We start from the raw sequence: 15,978 nt of genomic DNA on the forward strand, positions 1-15,978 counted from the left end.
CACTTGAAACCCGCTGTGAAGCTGAAAAAAAAGACACTGTTCAAAATCCATAGCTGGATCGGAATCAAACTGGGCATACTGTTTTTTATAGTATGCTTTTCCGGTACCCTGGCGACCCTGAGCAACGAAATGGACTGGCTGTACTATCCCGGACTGCGTGCAACTGGCCAGGGAGAACGGGTCTCCTATAATTCACTTGTACGCGAAATCCAAAGAGAGTTCCCCACCGGAACATTAACCTATTGGGTGATACCGGATGAACCTTACCTTAACGACATAGCCTATGTGGAAGAAAATGGGCATAGAAGGTATGTGTTTGTGGATCCCTACAAGGGGAAAGTCACAGGAAGTACTCCGGTTACTTTCCAGCGGTTTTTCCGGGATTTTCATTATTACCTCTTTATGCCTTTTTATCAGATCGGTTATTTTATCGTCTTGGTATTTGCATTTTTCCTACTTACTGCCTTCCTGACCGCATTATTTTTCTATAAAAAATGGTGGCAGAAATTCCTGGAGCTTAAATCCAACAAAGGGGCCTTGGTCTTTTTCCGCAGTTTGCACCGTGTAGTCGGCATATGGTCCATCCCCTTTGCAATGGTGGTCACACTTACAGGCATATGGTATTTCATTGAACGCACCAACATAGGAAACGTATCCGGGATATCCAACCCGCAGCCCCCCTCATTTGAAAATGTTCAAAATGGGGATATAACTATAGACACGGTAGCATTTTCTTATCAGCTGGATTATGACAAAGCGGCCAAACTAGCTTTTGCAGAAATCCCTGGATTGAAGATCGGCGGAGTAGTTCCGCCAAGAAAACCTAACGAGGCTATTTATATCCGGGGAAAAAGCCACGTGCCGCTCGTACGTAAAAGAGCCAACAGAGTATATGTTTCTCCTGGAGACTACCGGGTGGTGGGTATTCAGAAAGCAGAAAAAATCCCAACGGTGATGTATATTAACGATATAGCCGATCCTCTTCATTTCGGAAGTTGGGGAGGATTGATCACCAAAATCATATGGTTTCTTGGCGGAGTATCCATTTCTGGTCTGGTGCTCACAGGTCTGTGGATAGCATTAAAACGCCAAGCAAAACAAAGATTAGCAGGAAATGCTCCGGCGATGGGCATTTGGAAATACATCAATTGGGCAATTTCATCGATTATAGTAGGCTTTATGTACTTTTTTATGATTTCCACCTACTCTGTCACTTGGACGGCATTAGTTGCCGTAACCCTGATACTTGGCATCATCGTTTTCATCAGTTGGTACGTATTTGATTACAGGCTTAATAAAGCGGTGCGATGACAATATCTATCATAATTTATTTGAACTAGGGCTTATTGAAAAAGTCTCAGGTATACCAGACTTGCCTACAGGCAAGGCAGGTTCAAGGCGGCCAAATGAAGATGTATGCTTATACCTCAAATGAGACCAAAGTAGAAGGTGGTATGGCTGAGGATAGTTTGAAAAACCCGATTTTAGGATTTTCTTATACATGGATAAAAATCTATTGTCATCTATCATCTTGCACTAACTGAAAAACCGCTCGCAGGAAAAATAGGCTAATCATTCAAAAAGATAACTTTTGACCTATATTGATTTTTTCAGCATGCCCTATTTAAAATTGCCCGTGTAAGTAAAACCGTTCTATAAGGCTGCTCCGGATATTTGTAATGCTAAATACAGTTAGGGATTAAGTACTTCGGCATTGAATCCCCTGGATTGCCAATAGGAGGTAACTCCGTCATCCAGATAAACGAATAAAGCCTCTACACCCTCCAAGCTTTCAACCATACGCTTTCCCTCCTTCTCACCCATGATCATGCAGGCTGTGGCCAAGGCATCAGCTGTGATGCAATCTTGTGCTTTTACCGTTGCGCTGGTCAGGTGATGCTGAATGGGATAGCCAGTTCGGGGATCCAATAGATGCGACTGCCTACGTCCCAAGCTATCCACTATAAAATGACGGTAGCTGCCAGAGCTTCCCAGAGCTTCATCTTCCAAAGAGATGATTGCATAGAGGTGATCATCAGCACCTTTTTCGGAAATTGGATTTTCTATTCCTATTCTCCAAGAACTCCCTCTGGGGCTTAATCCTTTGCAAAGAACCTCGCCTCCTATTTCCACTTTGAAATCGTAGATTCCTTCGTTTTCCAAGAAATCACCAATCATATCAATTCCATATCCTTCTCCCAAGAAATTAAGATCCAGCGTGACTCCATCTTTTGAAGTAGTTAACATACTGTCATTATCAATAATTGCTGAGAAATCCGTGAACTTTAGCAGAGAGTCAACAGAAGCACTGTCCAGTTTTTGAGGATCTGAAGAACCAAATCCCCAGAGCACCCTTCTTTCCTTTGGCTGCTTTATTGGTCAGGATGGTATACAGCTCTCCTTGGGAAAGGGCTGTTTCATCAATACTGAGATGGGTTCCCAGGTTTTCGGGAAAGAGAATCCAGTCTTTGGCATGTGGGCGTTGTGGCCAGTCCAGGAAGTTGCTCAGATGGAAAACGTATTGATGCTCTAGGTTTTTTCCGTTTACATGAAAGTTCTCCGCCAGACTTTTACAGCTTACCGGCGATGAATCCAGTCGTTCCTTTTTAAAAAAAGTGCGAATTCCTCTGTCATCCGCGTGCCGTTTGCTACCAAGCCCCAATCCCTGCTTACATTTTTGCCAGTCTCTTCATTGAGCCACTTCCTTCTTTTTATGTTAAGAAAACAGGCTTTCCCACGTAGCGGAAAGTCCTGGACGCACACCTCTTCATAAAAACCTTTTGAGGTCAGTTTTGATCCCTGAAGATGCTCGGGATGAATGTTGAGCTCTTCAAGATAAATGTGGTAGGCATTGTCTTTAAGTACTGCTGAAGTAACCTTGAAAAATTCAAGCAGGCCATGCGGCAAAAGCAAGCTGAGGTAATCCTTTTCTTCCAATTCTTTTTTTCAACAAAGAAAATCGATTCAGTCAATTCCCCCAACTTTTAGGACTGATCCATGAGAATCCATGGATTCAGACTGATCTCATTTTGTGTGCAAATGAAAAAAGCACTTAGCGAATATTTACGCTAAGTGCTTAATAACTATGAGCCTCCTATCGGGATCGAACCAATGACCTACTGATTACAAGTCAGTTGCTCTACCAGCTGAGCTAAGGAGGCTTATTTCGTTATTGTGATGCAAATATAGCCGTTCACTTTATTTGCTCCAAACCCCCGGAAAAGAAAAATTCTATCTCTCTAATTCTGAGTGAGAAAAATTTAAAATTCTCTCAAAATAGACAGCTTACTCTTCAGCTTTTCGATCTCCTCTTCTGCTTTTTGGATCTTCAGATCAAACTGGTCTTTCAATTTATCCGCTGTTCTGGATGCAGCGAAGAACTCCAGGTTATTTTTCCAAAGGGTAATATTGTTCTCCAAATCGGAAATCTGCTTTCTGATACCGTGTTCTTTCTTATTTAAGGTCTTTACTGCATTGGGATCCGACTGGAGTCTGTTCAAGTTTAGTCTAAAAAGGAAGTCTTCCCTTCCAGAACCTTCCGGATCTAATTTTTCCAGATATTGGTCCACTACTGTCTTGAATTGAACCTGGATTTCCTTCATCGCTTTTCTAGGTACAAAACCTATATCGTTGAACTCTCCTACCAACTTGCTCAATTCCTCTTCTGAAACTTCCCCATCGGAAGCAGCCTTTGCGATCTGCTGGCAAACCGTCTGTTTTCTCTTTAGGTTATCTTCAAACTCCGCGTTTGAAGTTTTGTTAGACTCTCTTCTATTATCAAAGAAAGTATCGCAAGCAAGCTTAAAGCGCTTATAAAGACTGTCTCTGCTCTTCTCCGGAGTTGGTCCCAGTTTTTTCCAATCTTGCTGGAGTCTTACCAGAGCATTGCTGGTGTTCTGCCAATCAGTACTGTCTTTTAACTCTTCCGCTTTGGTGATCAATTCCTCAGCTTTGGCCTGGTTCTGTAATCTGACTTCATCCAGTTCCTTGAAGAATAAATTCTTATTATGGAAAAATTGCTTGAATGATGCCCAGAATGTCTTATTGATTTCCTTACCGGATTCCCTAGGTACGGGGCCTATCTTTTCCCAGCTTTTCTGAATTTCGAGGATTTCTTTTGTTTTGGTGTTCCAATCCCGGATTCTGTCAGCTGAAAATTCAGAAAACGGCTTTAAGACTTCAATCAGTGCTTCTTTCTGTTTTTGGTTTTCTTTGAACACCTCCTTTTGGCCATCATAGAAGTCCTTTCTACGCTCATATACAGCATCAGAAGCTCCTTTGAATTTTTGCCATAGTTCCTCTTGTTCTTCTCTGGGAACAGGCCCTATATGCTTGAATTCTTCATGAAGTTCATTTAAGGATTTGATGGCATCTTTGAGGTCCTTGACATCCTTCAGTGCTTTGGCCTTTTCCACCAACTCTAATTTGCTTTCAAGATTTTTCTTTCTATCAAGCTCTTTAAGCTCAAAATAGATACTTCTATTGTCATAAAAGCGATCCATCAGCGCATTATAGCTAGCCCAAAGACTTCTGTTTTGAGATGAAGGTACCTGACCTATGCTTTTCCACTCTTCCTGTAGCGACTTGATCGTAGCCATACTAAGCGTGGTCTCCTCACCATCAACCAACTCACGTAGTTTATTGAGCAGTTCTGTTTTAGCCGCTAGATTGGCCTCTTTTTTTCTTTCAGCCTCCTTGCGGAGTGAGCTGAGCTGGTTTCTATATTCGTAATAATAGGTATTGAATTCCTTTTCTTCATCACTAGGCCTAAAATCAAAATCGTCCTCTACTCCCCCTTCCGCTTTAAACCGATCCAGTGCCTCCTCTTTTTCCTTTTTGGTGTATTCATCAAAAGCAGCCTTAATTTCATGCACCAGTTTGTCAATCCGGCTTAAATTCCCTTGCTTGACTTTACTTTTAAGCAGGGTGAGGAGTTCGATCTTGGAAAGAGAGCTGGTGTCAATTGTTTCCTCATGATCATGGTCATCTTCTTCTCCTTCTGATTCATCCGCATCAGAATCGTCTGAAGACCTATCATGGACTTCAGTCAATTCTTCCTCATCGGTTTTTTTCCGTGTATCCTCATCCTTATTTGTCGGCGATTCTGGAATTTTCGATGCTGTGGCTTCCTCTACGGCACTGCTTTCATCATCAGATTCATCAGTAAGCTTATTTGGATCGACAGGGTCTGCCTTCTCGTCAGGAGGGAGATTTTGATCTTCCCCAGAATCTTTGACATGCACGGAATCATCAGGTTGAACTTTCGAGGATTCATCCTGTGCTTCAGAATTTTCTTTTTTGTCTATACCCTTTACCTTTTCAGAATTTGAGGCTTGGGTCACCTTGTCCTTTTCGGACGGATCATTACTTTTCTCAGTCATAAAAACACTACTATTAAGAGGCAATATGAGCAAAAGTAGGGATTTTGCCTAATTTAATCTTGGATCTAGCGGATAATTTGCTATCACTTTAAATTCTCCTCCCATATTCTTCAGCAGGTCTTTCCAGAGTTGTTCCGGTGAAAAATCAAAGGTTTTCTCCCCCAGGTGATCTTTACATATGATCCATATCTCATCAGATAATTCATCGTCCAGTTGATCAGTTCCCCAGCCACTGTACCCAAGGAAAAACCTGATTGAATCCGGGTCAAAAAGCCCTAGTTTAAGCTTCGACACCAGCGAATTGAAATCTCCCCCCCACCAAATGTTTTTGCCAAGTGGAATGCTTCCTTCCAGGGATTTTTGACCAAAATATATAAAGTGTAACGTATTCTGCTCCACTGGCCCCCCCACAAACACTTCTTTATCCAGAAAATCCAATGCCTCTACAAGTTCCCCAAGTTTAAGGATAGAGGGTTTGTTGATAATCAAACCAAAGCTACCTTCTTCAGAATGCTCGCAGAGCAATACCACCGAACGCACAAAATTCTCGTCTTGGAGAAATGGCTCGGAAATTAAAAGATCGCCGGGTTTAGGATTACGTTGTGCTTTAATACTCATTCTTCTCTCAATTCTAAATTATTGAAAAATATAGATTATAATTTTTTAAATGCAATGCCAATGGTAATTTTATCTAAAAGATAATTTCATTTACAAACCACCTATGGATATCTCAGCCATACGTAAAGACTACACCATTAAGACACTGGATATCAGTGATGTAAAGCCTGATCCCCTTGCCCAATTTGAGGTATGGTTCAGCGAGGCATTGACAGGGGAGGTTTTGGAAGTGAATGCCATGACCCTATCGACAGTTGGGATGGATGGCAGCCCAAATGCCAGAATCATACTACTCAAGGGAGTAGATAACGGATTTGTTTTTTTTACCAATTACGAAAGTGAAAAAGGCAATGAACTCGCAAACAACAATAAAGCATCGCTTACTTTTTTCTGGCCAGAACTGGAACGCCAGGTACGGGTGAGAGGAAGTGTGGAACTAGTAACAGACGAAGAGTCTGACACTTACTTTTTCTCCAGACCGTTAGGTTCCCAGATCGGGGCTTGGGTATCTGCACAGAGCCAAAAAATCAAATCCCGTGAAGAACTGAATCTTAAAAAGATTGAATTGGAAAAAGAGTTTACTTCCACCCCCATCACCCGGCCACCCCATTGGGGCGGATATAGATTGGTTCCTCATACCCTGGAATTCTGGCAGGGAAGACCTAGCAGGCTACATGATAGAATCAAATATGAACTTGTAAACGGGCAATGGGAAATAAGTAGGTTAGCACCCTGATCACATTAGATCAAATAAATTGTCCGTTCCAATCATCCGCTCTACCGTAAATCCTTCCCCATATTTGACCAGTATCTTATGTCCAAACTCCCGGGCCCTGGCTTCGATGAAAGGCAAAAAATCAGGATCGGAAATAAAGCTGGCAGGCTCCTTACTGTCAGGGTCATAGAACTGCGATTGGAACGCCAAAATGCTGTCAATTTTGGTTTTCCAAAATGGGGTAATATCCATCACAAAGTCAGGTTCAATGAAATTATTCTGTATGTAATGATAGACAAACTTCGGTCGCCATGCTTCTTGTTGGATGCCATCAACATGGGTTTCGATCTTACGTAGTCCACTCATAAAACAAGCCGTGCTGGCTAAACTGGAGCCTTTGCCGTGATCCGGATGCCTGTCCGATATCGCATTGGCCAAAACAATCTCAGGCCTGTACTTTCTTATCATTTCGATAAGTTTCTGCTGGTGATCCTGATCATTTTGAAAATAAACATCTTTGAACCCCATATTCTCACGTGCGGATAGTCGAAGGATTTTGCTTGATGCTTCTGCCTCTTGAAGACGAAGCTCCGGTGTCCCTCTAGTCCCCATTTCACCTTGGGTGAAATCGACTACCCCTACTTTATGCCCTTTAGCTACGTGAGCAGCGATTGTACCTGAGCAGCCTAACTCGGCGTCATCCGGATGGGCAGCAAAAACTAAAATATCCAGCTTTGTCATTTTTTGATTTGCCTAGCGAACCCGAAGATTCTGGCCAATTTTTAGTATTGTTCTCGTGGAAATCCCGTTCAATCTGGTCAGGGAGCTTACTGAAACCCCATATTTCCGGGCTATAGATCCCAGATTTTCTCCTTTTTTGACTTTATGGTATGCATTCGTCCTAGCCTGTACTATGTTCCCAAAAAGGTCAGGTGTTATCGAGTAGGTCTGGCCTCGTATTTTATATTCCGGAAAATCATAGACTTTTTCAGCATCAAAGGCCAAACCTCTATAACGGAGCTCATAATGTAAGTGCGAGCCTGTGCTCCTTCCCGTATTCCCTCCCTTTGCGATAATATCCCCTGCTTTGACCTCCTGCCCCACGTCCACAAGCTGCTTGGAAAGATGACCGTAGAGTGTTTCAAGGCCATTTTTATGGCGAACTACGATATAGTACCCATAGCCATATCGGTCATAAGATTTCACCCGGACAATCCCATCAAACCCACTATAAACAGGATCACCAGTATCCAAATCCAAGTCAGTCCCATAGTGCCACCTTCTCCATCTGTACCCATAAGAGGAGGTCACACGGGTAGCTTCTAAGGGCATTTTCCAATTATATCCGAAAAATTCATCATAAAGCCGGATATTAACTGTGTCAGTGAATGTTTTGGGATCAAAATTATAAATGTCAATCTTATTGGAGTCCCAAGATGAATAATATTCAAAAGCAGTGACCCAAATGCTGTCAATCTGGATCTGCTCCGAAACTTTTACCAATTGGTTGGTTGGAGCCCAGATTATGATATTCTGATCCTCACTGATAATCGACCTTACCCTACCCAGATTTACATTATTCTCAAAAATAATAGAATCGGTCACAGACGATAGAGTCCTAAGATAAGACTCTTGATCAAATCCCCTTAATTCTATGTTCCTCCTCTCCTGGCTTGCACCGGCTGGGGAGACTGTGTTGTTTTTTTTAATAATCTTTGGAAAAATTTGAGCATTGGCACTCAAAGCACCAATGCTCATACTTATACTAAAGACTACGAATAGGATCGAATACCTCATCTATTGGGTTTATTCATGCTCTAACTCAGCCAAATACCGCTCAGCATCCAACGCTGCCATACACCCTGTCCCGGCTGCAGTCACAGCCTGTCTATAGATGTTGTCTTGTGCATCTCCACAGGCAAAAACACCTTCCACGTTTGTTTTGGTACTTCCCGGTATAGTTTTGATATAGCCGGCTTCATCCATGTGAATATAGTCTTTGAAGATGCCGGTGTTTGGTTGATGACCAATAGCAACAAAGAAGCCAGAAATAGCGATTTCTGATTTTTCTCCTGTTTTATTGTTAAAGATTCTCACACCATTTACTTCCTCCCCACCAAGTATCTCATCAGTCTCGGTATTCCAAAGAATTTCGATTTTCGGATTACTCATGACACGCTTTTGCATAATCTGGGAAGCCCGCATTTCATCCTTACGAACCAGCATATATACTTTACTGCAGATATTGGACAAGTATGATGCTTCCTCACATGCTGTATCCCCAGCGCCCACTATAGCTACCTTCTGACCTCTAAAAAAGAAGCCATCACAAACGGCACAGGCAGAGACTCCTTTGCCATTCAATCGGCTTTCGCTTTCTATCCCCAACCATTTGGCGGAAGCGCCGGTAGAAATGATAACAGTATCCGCATGTAGTGTCACCTGTTCATCTATGACTACAGTATGAGGTTTGGTGGAAAAATCCACGCTGGTTGCCAACCCATATCTTACCTGGGCCCCAAACCGTTCTGCTTGTTTTCTAAAGTCCTCCATCATCTCAGGCCCCGTCACACTGTTAGGGTAACCAGGATAATTTTCCACATCATTTGTAATCGTCAGCTGGCCGCCGGGCTGGCCGCCGGTATATAATACAGGAGAAAGTCCTGCTCTAGAAGCGTAGATAGCGGCAGTGTACCCTGCCGGTCCTGATCCAATGATCAAGACTTTAACTTTTTCAATTTCTGGTTTCATTAATAGGAAAGTATTAAATCGGGCAAATCTTATGAATTATCCCTTAGTAACAAAGTTGCATCTCGTTAAAATTCCCTAAGTCTTAACTATGGGAAGAAATACTATCGGCTACCTCAAAATTTAGGAAATAGTCTGTAATAAAAAAGGGGGTAAAGACCCCCTTTTTAGTTGTTTGCTTGCTTATCCGAGGTAAGGTTTCAGCGTCTTACTACGGGAAGTATGTCTCAATCGACGGATCGCCTTCTCTTTGATTTGTCTTACTCTCTCTCTGGTAAGATTGAATTTTTCCCCTATTTCTTCGAGGGTCATCGCATGCTCACCATTTAGACCAAAGTATAAGGTGATGACGTCAGCCTCTCTCTGGGTCAATGTAGAAAGAGCACGTTGGACTTCCTTACGCAGGGAGTCATTCATCAGGCCATCATCTGGCTTCTCGTCTCCGTCATTTTCCAGTACGTCCAACAGGCTGTTTTCTTCGCCTTGTACGAATGGAGCATCCATGGAAACGTGGCGGCCAGAAATCTTCATAGTATCGACTACCTCATTGGCGGTCACTTCGAGCACTTCGGCCAATTCCTCAGGAGATGGTTCACGCTCAAATTTCTGCTCCAGCTCACTGAAGGTCTTGCTGATCTTATTCAAAGAACCTACTCTATTCAATGGAAGTCTAACTATTCTAGACTGCTCCGCAAGTGCCTGAAGAATAGATTGTCTGATCCACCATACCGCATAGGAAATGAATTTGAACCCACGGGTCTCATCAAATCGCTGGGCAGCTTTGATCAATCCGAGGTTACCCTCATTGATCAAATCACCCAATGAAAGTCCTTGGTTCTGATATTGCTTGGCAACTGATACTACAAATCGAAGGTTGGCCTTGGTCAATTTTTCCAGTGCCAATTGGTCACCTTCTCTAATTCTCTTGGCCAGAACTACCTCTTCATCTGCTGTCAACAGGTCAACTTTTCCAATCTCTTGAAGGTATTTATCCAGGGATTGACTCTCTCTGTTGGTAATCTGTTTGCTAATCTTTAGCTGCCTCATTCAGGAATATGATTTGTGAAATTTAATAGTTTATGAGAATCAAATTAATCAATTGTTTCGATTAACCTTACGCATTTGATGCTGGTTTTTCAGGTTTTGGCAATAAAGCCTTTCGTGAAAGCTTAAATTTGCCTGTTTTTTTATCAACATCGATCAATTTAACCTGTATTTCTTCTCCTGGCTCAAGCACACCTTCCATAGACTCTACCCGCTCATGCTTGATCTCGGAGATATGAAGTAAACCATCCTTACCCGGCATAAATTCCACAAATGCGCCAAAAGGCTGAATATTTTTAACCTTGCCTGTATAAGTCTCCCCTATTTCCGGCTGAGCCACGATTGCTTTGATACGTGAAAGAGCCGCATTAAGTTTATCCTGATTGGCGGAGAATATATTGATTTTTCCTTGGTTATCTATTTCTTCGATTACTATAGTAGCCCCCGTATCCTTCTGTATTTCCTGAATCACTTTACCGCCTGGCCCGATCACAGCACCGATCAATTCTTTTGGAATCATCATGATGAATGAACGTGGAGTATGCGGTTTCAACTCGGCTTTTGGAGCCGCGAGTGTTTTGGTGATCTCATCCAAAATATGAAGTCTTCCCTCTTTAGCCTGAAGCAACGCTTCTTTCAAAACGCCGTAGTCAAGACCTTCTACTTTCAAATCCATTTGACAGGCAGTGATCCCTTTAGCCGTCCCGGTTACCTTGAAATCCATATCTCCGAGGTGATCTTCATCACCCAAAATATCGGACAATATAGAGTATTTGCCTGTGCTGGCATCAGAGATCATGCCCATAGCAATACCGGTAACAGCAGACTTGATAGGAATACCCGCATCCATCAGCGCCAATGATCCGGCACATACAGTAGCCATTGAGGAGGATCCGTTTGATTCCAAAATATCAGAAACGATACGGATAGTATATGGATTCTCTTCTGCAGGAGGAAGTACTTTCTTCAACGCTCTCATCGCCAAATTGCCATGCCCCACTTCTCTTCTTCCTGGACCACGGTTTGGTTTCACCTCCCCTGTAGAGAATCCTGGGAAATTATAGTGAAGATAAAATTTATTGTACCCGGAGATCGTCGCCCCATCTACCAGCATCTCATCCATCTTGGTACCCAAGGTACAGGTAGTCAGAGACTGGGTCTCTCCCCTGGTAAATACTGCCGACCCATGTGCGGATGGCAAGTAATCCACTACTGACCAGATGGGTCTTACTTCGTCAAGCTTTCTTCCATCCAATCTTTTCTTTTCGTTCAAGGTAAGATTTCTCGCTGCCTCCTTGTGAATCTTACTGAAGTACGGGCCGATAAGACTTTCTTCATATCCATGCTCTTCACCTAAGTTGGCAATGAATTCTTCTTTAATCTCTTTTATTAAAGAAGAACGCTCTGATTTATTGGCGATTTGCTTACTCACAGAAGCGTATAGTTTATCATAAACTTCAGCCCTCATCTTATCGAAAAGTGCCGGGTCGGACTTTTCGTGATTGTATTCTCTTTTTACTCCCTTGCCTACTAGCTCTGTAAGCTCTATTTGAGCTTGGCAATGTCTCTTGATTTCCTCATGGGCATACTGCATGGCCTCCAGCATCTCCTCTTCCTGGATCTCATTTGCCTCACCTTCTACCATTAGGATAAAATCGAGCGATCCGGCAACAATAAATTCAAGGGAAGCTTTCTCCAACTCAGTTGGAGATGGGTTAATCTTTAATTTGCCATCGATTTTCGCCACGCGAACCTCAGAGATGGGGCCATTAAACGGAATATCGGACACTGCCAGGGCTGCAGATGCGGCCAGACCGGCCAAAGCGTCAGGAAGCACCTCTTCGTCTCCACTGATCAGGGTGATTGCAATCTGGGTATCCGCATGGTAATCATCGGGGAAAATCGGACGAATAGCTCTATCTACTATACGGCTGATCAAAATCTCGTAATCGGAAAGCCTTCCTTCTCTTTTCAAAAACCCCCCGGGGATCTTGCCAGATGAAGCAAATTTCTCTTGGTAGTCAACAGACATAGGTAAAAAATCCACCCCTTCTCCAGCTTCCTTTTTAGATACTACTGTAGCCAAAAGCATAGCCTTTCCCATCTTAACTACTACAGCTCCATCAGCTTGCTTCGCCAATGCGCCGGTCTCTATGATAATTTCTCTGCCATCTTCTAAGGTGATGGTCTTGGTGATTAAGTTCGGTAACATAAATAATTGTTAGTTTGCATCGTTAGTGATAAAAGTCCTAAATAACCTGAAAAATAAAAAAGTAAGGTTCCCGCTCAAGAGAACCTTACTAGATTGGTTATTTTCTGATTCCTAGTTCGGCGATGATTGATCTATATCGCTCGATTTCTTTCTTGTGAAGATAATCAAGTAGGCTTCTTCTTTTACCTACCAGCTTCAACAAACCAAGCCTAGAGGAGTGATCCTTCTTATTTGACTTCAAATGCTCAGTCAAATGCTTGATCCTGTGTGTAAAGAGGGCAATCTGAGACTCAGGAGACCCTGTGTCAGTAGCAGATTTTAACCGTCCATGATTCTTAAATAACTCTTCTTTAATCTCTGAGGATAAATACATGTTTAGCTAAATTTTATAAAACAATCACAAAGGTAAGGCTTATTCTGAGAAAATAAAAAGTCAATTCCCTTTTAAGCGAATATCTTTTAGACGCTTTTGAACATAATTCCAGATCCCCACATAGAAATCCGGCTCAAACAGCCTTGCATCCTTCCTCGCCTGCCTCACAAAAAACAACCCAAAAGGAATCAAGCAAAGGTTGGAAAACCAAGTGCCGAAAAGAGGGTCCGCTATCCCTTCTTTTGCCCACTTCTCCCCTGTGATGGTGAGCATATAATACACTATGAAGAAAATAATGGATACCAATACCGGCATGCCCAGCCCACCTTTCTTAATAATAGCTCCTAATGGTGCGCCAATCAAAAACATCGCAAAACAGGCAAAAGCTTGGGTGTATTTCTGGTACCAGGCGATCTGATATCTCCTATATTCACGTTCATACGTGTCAATTTGGCCCTTCTTTATTCCAAAGCCATTTTTCAGGCTCCTTGAATTGTTCAATGCCATGGAAACTGAATTCTTATAATATCCACGACTCTGCGCCAATGAGTCAATCTGACTTCGCTCTTTATCCGTCAATGGGGTAGTGCGGAAGTTCGACGTCTTCTTTTGAACGACCTTTATACTGTTTGTATCCAAATTAACCTTCTGATTAGATCCAAGCTCTGTGGATTTTCTTTGGCTATCCGGTATACTTCTGGCTGAATCTACAAGAGTATCTGAAGTGGAAACCTCCGTAGATGTGTCGATAGATTTGTTGAGGGCCAGAATAGAATCACTTGGGCTAGCCAATTTTGTGGCTTCCGGATTCTCTGTCAACACAGAAGAGTCCCGAACGTGAAGATCCTTTTTTACCTGCTCCAGCGAGTCCTGCATCTTTAGCCGTCTGGTTTTCTCCCTTTTGATGGAATCATCGAGGGTTTTTCGCTCAGCTATATCTGAAGATGGCGTGAGTTTTCTGTCTCTGGTAAAAAAAGTATAGACACTTTCCGCATCTCTGTAGTTCTGAAAACGCTGGTCATTGACCAATGTGCCTATCGAATCCAGCCCAACGATTATTTGGGATATGTTTTTAATAGACCGGTTAGTTGACCAAGCTTCCTCAGCGGTTCGGTTGAGCTTGAAAGTGTTGTTAAGGTCAAACACAATTTCATTGGTGTCAAAAGTGACTCTGCGAAATTCCGAGGGCTTCTCAGCTATCCCTCTGCTCGGTCTGGTTTCCTTATAGGTTTTCCCCTGGTATAGAGAAAGCTTCATATAATTCTCATTGAAAAAAGGCTCCATCCTACCCGAGTCAGCCAGTGTCAGCTCCAGGTTTCTTTGTTCGCCCTGGGCGTGGGTATAGATCAGGATATCCTTTAGGCCAAATTCCCCTACTTTTTCATTGACCTTGATGCTGTAGCCAGGGATGCCGGCGTAAAAAACACCAGCTTTAATATCCAAGGCCGGGGATTTCATCCGGATATCATAGAGTAAGCTGAAGGTTTTTAGGTTTACTTTCGGTACTAAGTAATTGTTAGACAGGTAAGCGGTAAAAGACAATACAATGACAAAAACACCAATGGGCCGCAATGCGCGTAGAAGAGAAATTCCGCTGCTTTTGATAGCAGTGAGCTCGAAATGCTCTCCTAAGTTGCCGAAAGTCATCAAACTGGAAAGAAGAACCGCTAAAGGCAAAGCCATCGGGGAAATACTGATCACAAAGTACCCAATCAACTCCAAATAGATCCAGAAGCTCAGGCCCTTGCCAAAAATCTCATCGAAATATTTCAGCATGTTGACGGTCAACAGGATGAAATCAACGACAATAAAAGTCAATAAAAATGGGCCCAAAAATGACCCAAGTATAAGTTTATCTAGTTTCTTCATTATCCAAACGGCCCTAAGGCAAGTACGAAGCCTTAGAACAGAAGTTCAAATTTGGCAAAATCAATCGAGATTACCCACCAATAATATCTTTCAATCTCCCGACCAGCCCTTCCCAGATAGCAACAAGCTCATCATCATCATATCCGTCAGAATAATCAATCACTTTCAAAAACAGGGTTTGGGTGAGTTCATTTTCCTCCAGTTTGAATTCTATAAAGGCATTATCTGTTTCATCCGGATTCTTGGGGTCGTAAAATTCGAATTTGACATGGGAATTACTTCGCTGTGAAGCCAATCGGGCAAAGTGGTCTTCACTGTCAAAATTAAAAACGTAGTTTTTATCTTCGTTTATTTTCACTTCATCGGCAAACCACTCCTCTAATCCACTTGCGGTACTTAAATAATGGAACACTATTTTTTTTGAGGCATTGATTTGATAATCAGCAACAAACTTATTTTTCACCATGATATTTGATTTTAAACTATATAAAAAATCATATTTTTAAAGAACGTCAACTTGCATTTCACATTACAAGACCTCATATTTGCATTCCCATTTGAAAGGGAGGTTTTCTAGGTTGATAATATACGATTCTCGGCCAAAACATTTTGATTTCTGAACGTGCTTTAATATAGGCATTAAATTCAAAAAACAATACTTAAAAAAAGTTTAGGCTGTACTAGATGATGGTTCTGGCTTTTAATAAAATATTCGGTGAGGTCTCCCGATGGCCATCGGGAACAGGATTCATATCCGCTACGCCACGGCGCAAAGGCGCTGCGGACACGGGTTCAACTCCTTAGGAGGAATAAAGATTCTCTATTGATATAATGATAATATTTGGCGAGGTAGCTCAGTTGGTTAGAGCGCAGGATTCATAACCCTGAGGTCACGGGTTCAACTCCCGTCCTCGCTACTAAAGGCTTTCGGAAACGGAAGCCTTTTTTTATTTTTACCTATGGATGAATTCGTCGCTTATGTGCTTCTTTCCACATCATCAGGTAAGACCTACACCGG

At 42.4% G+C, this 15,978-nt stretch carries 14 protein-coding genes and 2 tRNA genes; 3 read left to right on the forward strand and 13 right to left on the reverse strand.

Annotated elements, in window-relative coordinates:
* Positions 1–15 precede the first annotated feature (15 nt).
* On the forward strand, positions 16–1,311 hold the full coding sequence (locus LZF95_RS16135) for a PepSY-associated TM helix domain-containing protein (protein WP_233756137.1): 1,296 nt from the start codon (positions 16–18) through the stop codon (positions 1,309–1,311).
* A gap of 381 nt (positions 1,312–1,692) precedes the next feature.
* Here LZF95_RS16135 and LZF95_RS16140 read toward each other — a convergent pair whose 3' ends face one another.
* The 5 genes from LZF95_RS16140 to LZF95_RS16160 all read right to left on the reverse strand — a co-directional run bounded on the left by LZF95_RS16140 (position 1,693) and on the right by LZF95_RS16160 (position 5,999).
* Positions 1,693–2,352 carry an FAD:protein FMN transferase gene (locus LZF95_RS16140; RefSeq protein WP_233756138.1) on the reverse strand — a complete coding sequence of 220 codons (660 nt, stop codon included), beginning with the start codon at positions 2,350–2,352 and terminating at the stop codon, positions 1,693–1,695.
* Between the two features lie 225 nt (positions 2,353–2,577).
* On the reverse strand, positions 2,578–2,937 hold the full coding sequence (locus LZF95_RS16145; RefSeq protein WP_233756139.1) for a transposase: 360 nt from the start codon (positions 2,935–2,937) through the stop codon (positions 2,578–2,580).
* A gap of 151 nt (positions 2,938–3,088) precedes the next feature.
* Positions 3,089–3,161 (reverse strand) — tRNA-Thr (locus LZF95_RS16150).
* A 99-nt stretch (positions 3,162–3,260) separates the two neighbouring features.
* Positions 3,261–5,381, reverse strand: a complete 2,121-nt coding sequence (locus tag LZF95_RS16155; protein ID WP_233756140.1) for a DUF349 domain-containing protein — start codon at positions 5,379–5,381, stop codon at positions 3,261–3,263.
* 48 nt (positions 5,382–5,429) lie between these two features.
* Positions 5,430–5,999 (reverse strand): YqgE/AlgH family protein, encoded by a 570-nt coding sequence (locus LZF95_RS16160; protein WP_233756141.1) that lies wholly within the window; start codon positions 5,997–5,999, stop codon positions 5,430–5,432.
* A 103-nt stretch (positions 6,000–6,102) separates the two neighbouring features.
* Here LZF95_RS16160 and pdxH point away from each other — a divergent pair, with 103 nt between their 5' ends.
* The gene (pdxH, locus tag LZF95_RS16165; RefSeq protein WP_233756142.1) at positions 6,103–6,735 is read left to right on the forward strand and encodes a pyridoxamine 5'-phosphate oxidase; all 633 of its coding nucleotides are present in this window, start codon (positions 6,103–6,105) and stop codon (positions 6,733–6,735) included.
* Here the strand turns inward: pdxH and bshB1 are convergent, their stop codons facing one another.
* The 8 genes from bshB1 to LZF95_RS16205 all read right to left on the reverse strand — a co-directional run bounded on the left by bshB1 (position 6,736) and on the right by LZF95_RS16205 (position 15,426).
* Positions 6,736–7,455, reverse strand: coding sequence for a bacillithiol biosynthesis deacetylase BshB1 (gene bshB1 / locus LZF95_RS16170; RefSeq protein WP_233756143.1), 720 nt, complete (start codon positions 7,453–7,455; stop codon positions 6,736–6,738).
* 12 nt (positions 7,456–7,467) lie between these two features.
* On the reverse strand, positions 7,468–8,511 hold the full coding sequence (locus LZF95_RS16175; RefSeq protein WP_233756144.1) for a M23 family metallopeptidase: 1,044 nt from the start codon (positions 8,509–8,511) through the stop codon (positions 7,468–7,470).
* Positions 8,512–8,520: 9 nt separating this feature from the next.
* A complete protein-coding gene (gene trxB, locus LZF95_RS16180; protein WP_233756145.1) occupies positions 8,521–9,465 on the reverse strand; it encodes a thioredoxin-disulfide reductase in 945 nt (314 codons plus the stop codon).
* 180 nt (positions 9,466–9,645) lie between these two features.
* Complete coding sequence (locus tag LZF95_RS16185; RefSeq protein WP_057936313.1) at positions 9,646–10,509, reverse strand: RNA polymerase sigma factor RpoD/SigA; 864 nt, start codon at positions 10,507–10,509, stop codon at positions 9,646–9,648.
* Between the two features lie 67 nt (positions 10,510–10,576).
* Positions 10,577–12,718: a polyribonucleotide nucleotidyltransferase gene (gene pnp, locus LZF95_RS16190; protein WP_233756146.1), complete on the reverse strand. Its 2,142-nt coding sequence runs from the start codon at positions 12,716–12,718 to the stop codon at positions 10,577–10,579.
* 97 nt (positions 12,719–12,815) lie between these two features.
* Entirely contained in the window at positions 12,816–13,091 is a 276-nt protein-coding gene (gene rpsO / locus LZF95_RS16195; protein ID WP_057936311.1) for a 30S ribosomal protein S15, read from the reverse strand.
* A 60-nt stretch (positions 13,092–13,151) separates the two neighbouring features.
* A complete protein-coding gene (locus LZF95_RS16200) occupies positions 13,152–14,960 on the reverse strand; it encodes an LptF/LptG family permease (RefSeq protein ID WP_233756147.1) in 1,809 nt (602 codons plus the stop codon).
* Positions 14,961–15,030: 70 nt separating this feature from the next.
* On the reverse strand, positions 15,031–15,426 hold the full coding sequence (locus tag LZF95_RS16205; protein ID WP_233756148.1) for an START-like domain-containing protein: 396 nt from the start codon (positions 15,424–15,426) through the stop codon (positions 15,031–15,033).
* A 377-nt stretch (positions 15,427–15,803) separates the two neighbouring features.
* On the opposite strand from LZF95_RS16205, the gene LZF95_RS16210 reads away from it, so the two are divergent.
* Positions 15,804–15,877: transfer RNA gene (locus tag LZF95_RS16210), tRNA-Met, on the forward strand.
* Positions 15,878–15,978 lie beyond the last annotated feature (101 nt).

The sequence above is a fragment of the Algoriphagus sp. AGSA1 genome, assembly GCF_021390545.1.
In the GTDB taxonomy this organism is placed as follows: domain Bacteria; phylum Bacteroidota; class Bacteroidia; order Cytophagales; family Cyclobacteriaceae; genus Algoriphagus.